At 34.9% G+C, this 4,588-nt stretch carries 6 protein-coding genes; 5 read left to right on the forward strand and 1 reads right to left on the reverse strand.

Annotation, left to right across the window (positions count from 1 at the left end; genetic code table 11):
• Positions 1 to 116: 116 nt before the first annotated feature.
• Entirely contained in the window at positions 117 to 344 is a 228-nt protein-coding gene (locus tag Q1V95_RS02970) for a T9SS type A sorting domain-containing protein (RefSeq protein ID WP_300670117.1), read from the forward strand.
• Positions 345 to 532: 188 nt separating this feature from the next.
• Positions 533 to 1,153 carry an OmpW family outer membrane protein gene (locus Q1V95_RS02975; RefSeq protein ID WP_300670119.1) on the forward strand — a complete coding sequence of 207 codons (621 nt, stop codon included), beginning with the start codon at positions 533 to 535 and terminating at the stop codon, positions 1,151 to 1,153.
• A 144-nt stretch (positions 1,154 to 1,297) separates the two neighbouring features.
• On the opposite strand, the gene ffh is transcribed toward Q1V95_RS02975, so the two are convergent.
• Positions 1,298 to 2,665 (reverse strand): signal recognition particle protein, encoded by a 1,368-nt coding sequence (gene ffh, locus Q1V95_RS02980; protein ID WP_300670121.1) that lies wholly within the window; start codon positions 2,663 to 2,665, stop codon positions 1,298 to 1,300.
• Positions 2,666 to 2,748: 83 nt separating this feature from the next.
• On the opposite strand from ffh, the gene Q1V95_RS02985 reads away from it, so the two are divergent.
• The 3 genes from Q1V95_RS02985 (at position 2,749) to atpE (ending at position 4,546) form a co-directional block, all read left to right on the forward strand.
• Entirely contained in the window at positions 2,749 to 3,135 is a 387-nt protein-coding gene (locus tag Q1V95_RS02985) for a hypothetical protein (RefSeq protein ID WP_300670123.1), read from the forward strand.
• Between the two features lie 67 nt (positions 3,136 to 3,202).
• Positions 3,203 to 4,294, forward strand: a complete 1,092-nt coding sequence (atpB, locus tag Q1V95_RS02990; RefSeq protein ID WP_300670125.1) for a F0F1 ATP synthase subunit A — start codon at positions 3,203 to 3,205, stop codon at positions 4,292 to 4,294.
• Positions 4,295 to 4,336: 42 nt separating this feature from the next.
• Complete coding sequence (gene atpE, locus Q1V95_RS02995; protein ID WP_034675836.1) at positions 4,337 to 4,546, forward strand: ATP synthase F0 subunit C; 210 nt, start codon at positions 4,337 to 4,339, stop codon at positions 4,544 to 4,546.
• Positions 4,547 to 4,588: the final 42 nt, after the last annotated feature.

A 4,588-nucleotide genomic window follows, 5' to 3' on the forward strand; every position in this document is an offset into this window, starting at 1 on the left:
CCGAAAATTAATTATATTTGAATACAAATTAGCACATGAAAAACAGTCGTTTTTACTACAAAAAAGAGGTGATCAATTTAAACCGAACTTACATGGTCACTTTAAACCGAATCTAGGTGGTCAATTACACCGAACTTTGCAATACGTACGAAAACATTGTTGACGCAAGAACAGCCAAAAATGTAGATCCGCTTGAGGTTTATGGTTTTGATGGTAAATTATTGAAGACTTTCACAAAAGATTTTAAGCATCTTGCTATTTCGGATTTGCAATCAGGAGTTTATCCAATTTTAATTAAAACAAATGGAAAAGCTTATGGTGAAAAGTTAATCGTCAGAAAGTAGATTGGAAAGAAAGCTTTTTAACGCATGATTTTTAAAACACAAATTCCTTATATCACATTTCATTATTTTTTTTGTTAAGTGTAATCCAAATCCTCTATATGTTTTTATAGAGGATTTAATTTATTTTGTGTTAAATTTTGTTAATTTAATAATTAATTATATTTTTGCCACTCAAATTTAAATAAACTATGAAAAAACTATTATTATTTGGTGCTTTGGCACTTTTTGGTGCAATGAATGCACAGACAGAAAAAGGATCTTGGGTTATTGGAGGATCGACAACTTTAGGATTTACTACAGCGACTTCAAAGTATAAGTATCAAGGCGAATCTGCAGATGGACCAAAAGTTAGCTCAATTTCAGTTACACCTTCGGTAGGTTATTTTGTAGCTAACAACATTGCTATTGGATTAGATTTAGGAATTTCATCTGTTACGCAAAAAAATGAGGAAGATCTATATTCAGAAAAAAATACAACAACAACAATTGCAGTGATGCCAACTGCTTCTTATTATTTTAAATCAGCGTCTAACATTATTCCTTATTTAGGTGTAGGTGTTGGTTATGCATCTTCTAATAATAAGAATACTTACACTGAAAATGGAAATACTAATACGGATGAAGGTAAAGTTTCAGGTTTTGCATATAAAGCAAAAGGTGGTGTTGTCTTCTTGTTGAACCAAAATGTGGGTATTGATGTTGGTCTTTCTTATATGGGAACTAATGGTAAGCTAGATTCAAATAAAGATGTTAAAGTTAATACGGGTACATTTGGTGTTAATGCTGGTGTTTCAGTTTTCTTTAAATAATTAATCAAATCTTTAGATTGTGTAAGAGTTGTCAATTTTTTTTGATAACTCTTTTTTTTGCTTTTAATTTAGATTGGCTGCATAAAAAAGTTTCGCAGATATTTCTACGAAACTTTTTTTATCTAAAAATTGAATTAATAAAAATTATTTTCCTCCGAACAATCCGCCGCCCATTCCTGGCATATTTGGCATTTTGCTCATCATCTGCATCATTTGTTTTCCTTGTGGGCCTTGCATCATCTTCATCATTTTGCCCATTTGTTCGAATTGCTTCATCAGTTGGTTAACTTCTTCAAGTTTTCTACCAGCACCTTTTGCGATACGTTGTTTACGCGGCATATTGATTGTTGACGGACGTCTTCTTTCTTCTGGCGTCATACTGTAGATAATCGCTTCGATATGTTTGAAGGCGTCATCGCTAATGTCAACATCTTTTATGGCTTTGCCAACACCTGGTAACATTCCCATTAGGTCTTTCATGTTACCCATTTTTTTGATTTGGTGGATTTGCTTTAAAAAGTCATCAAAACCAAATTCGTTTTTCGCGATTTTCTTGTGAAGTCTTTTTGCTTCCTCTTCATCGAATTGCTCCTGCGCTCTTTCTACTAAGGAAACAACGTCACCCATTCCCAAGATTCTGTCAGCCATCCTTTCTGGGTAGAAAAGATCTAAAGCTTCCATTTTTTCACCTGTAGAAATAAATTTAATTGGCTTCTCAACCACCGAACGAATCGTTAAAGCGGCACCACCACGCGTGTCACCATCCAATTTGGTAAGGACAACACCATTGTAGTTAAGGACGTCGTTAAAGGCTTTAGCGGTATTAACAGCATCTTGCCCTGTCATCGAGTCAACAACGAAAAGGGTTTCTGTAGGTTTTACAGCTTGGTGAACGTTACGGATTTCGTTCATCATTTCTTGATCAATTGCTAAACGACCTGCGGTATCGATGATGATAACATCGTGGCTGTTAGATTTAGCAAAGTTAATCGCGTTTTCAGAAATCTGAACAGGGTTAAGATTTCCTTCTTCCGTATATAAAGGAACGTCAATCTGACCACCCAATACTTTTAGCTGATCAATCGCAGCTGGACGATAGACGTCACAAGCTACTAATAGAGGCTTTTTGCTTCTTTTTTGTTTTAGATAGTTGGCAAGTTTACCGGAGAAAGTTGTCTTACCAGAACCTTGTAGACCTGCAATTAGGATAATCGTCGGTTTGTCAGAAAGGTTAATACCTTCTTGAGAACCACCCATTAGATCAACCAATTCGTCGTGTACAATTTTGGTCATCAATTGACCAGGTGTTAACGACGTCAATACATTTTGACCAATCGCTTTGTCTTGTACTCTTTTGGTAAGGTCTTTCGCAACTTTGTAGTTAACGTCGGCATCTACCAAGGCGCGACGGATTTCCTTAACGGTTTCCGCTACGTTAATTTCGGTGATTTTTCCGCGGCCTGATATATTATGTAAGGCTTTGTCAAGCTTGTCTTGTAAACTATTGAACATCTTTTTGAGTAATTAGGTTTGCAAAAATAATGAATTTATAATAAATAAAGTACTTCTAAATAATTTTTGGTAGTTTTGCCAAAATGAAGAATTTGAAAGTTGTGCCGACTTGTGCGGTTCTATTCCTTTTGTTTTCGGCGATAATGTTTTTGATTCAGTGGTTTCTGGGGAATCAAGATATTCTGCATTTAAGTTACAGAATTCATTTTTTGTTGTTTTTTGTAACCTTAGTTGGCATTCTTACGATGCTAATTGTTTTTGGTCTGAAAAAGAAAAATATTATAGGGTTTATATTTTTAGGATTTGTAGTTTTCAAACTGTTTGCAATCGGTTATATTGCGTTGTTTGAAAAAGATTTTAAAAATAATCTGTTAGCATATTTTGCGATATATTGGCTGTATCTTGCTGTGGAGGTGGCGATAGTTGTTACATTGGTAAGAAAACAAGACGAATATCATAAAAATATTTAAGTTAAAGATTTCCCAAAATCGGATATTATTTTATATTTTTGCAAAAATTTTAGAAATCAATCTAGTCATGAATTTTAAAAAACTGTTAGTTCTTCTTCACGTATTCGTACTAAGTTTTTCGTTTGCGCAATCTCACGGAGAGCAAGAAGCGTCTAAGGCTGAAGAGAAGTACAATCCTGTACCGTTCATTATGCATCACATTGCAGATGGTCACTATTGGCATATGTGGGGAGAAGGTGAAAACTCTGTTGGGTTCGCACTTCCTGTTATTTTAGTTGATAATGGATTGAAAGTTTTCAGTTCTGATAAATTCGGACACGAAGGTGAGTTAGTTGCTAGCGTAGATGGTGAAAATTATAAACTATACCACGGTAAAATTTATAAAACAGATGCTGCTGGAACACTTAACATGGAGAAAGATGCAAAAGGTGAGGAGCATCCAACTAATGCAAAGCCTTTGGATTTCTCAATTACTAAAGTAGTTGCACAAATGTTTATGGCAGCTATCATTATTATTCTTTTGGCTTTTGCTACTAAAGCAAGTTACAAAAAATCAGCTGTGCCAGGTGGTGTTGCTAAATTTATGGAGCCAATTATCCTTTTCGTAAGAGATGATATCGCTTTACAAAATATCGGTTCGGTTAAATATAGAAAGTATGTTCCTTATTTAGTAACATTGTTCTTATTCATCTGGGTTCTTAATATTTTAGGACTTGTGCCGGGAGCGGCTAACACAACTGGTAACATTGCCTTTACAATGGTTATGGCTGTGTTCACATTATTGGTAGTTAACTTTAGTGGTAAAAAAACATACTGGATGCACATGTTAGATCCATTAGGAAACAACATGCCTTTCGGTGGTAAAATCTTAGTGTACATTATTTTAGTTCCTGTAGAATTATTAGGAATTATTACTAAGCCTTTCGCATTGATGATTCGTCTTTTTGCTAACATGACAGCAGGACATATCATTATTATGAGTTTGATCGCGTTGATCTTCATCATGAAAACTTATATGATTGCACCAGTATCTTTAGGTTTAACATTATTCATCTATGTGTTAGAAGTATTGGTAGCAGCATTACAAGCTTATATCTTCACAATGTTAACAGCATTGTTTATCGGATCGGCAGTTGAGGAGCCTCACCACGATCACTAAAAATTAATTAAATAGAAAAGCAACTTTTTAAATTATAACATTATGACAGGTAGTATCGCAGCAATCGGAGCTGGTTTAGCAGTTCTAGGAGTAGGATTAGGAATTGGTAAAATTGGTGGTAGCGCTATGGAAGGTATCGCAAGACAACCAGAACAATCAGGAAAAATCCAAACTGCAATGATTATCGCAGCAGCTCTTATCGAGGGTGCTGGTCTATTCGGTATCGTAGTAGCATTACTAGGTAACGGATAAAAACAATTAAGGATTCTACAGACGGTTGGTGTGTAGAATCCT

Source organism: Soonwooa sp. (assembly GCF_030151385.1).
In the GTDB taxonomy this organism is placed as follows: Bacteria; Bacteroidota; Bacteroidia; order Flavobacteriales; family Weeksellaceae; genus Soonwooa.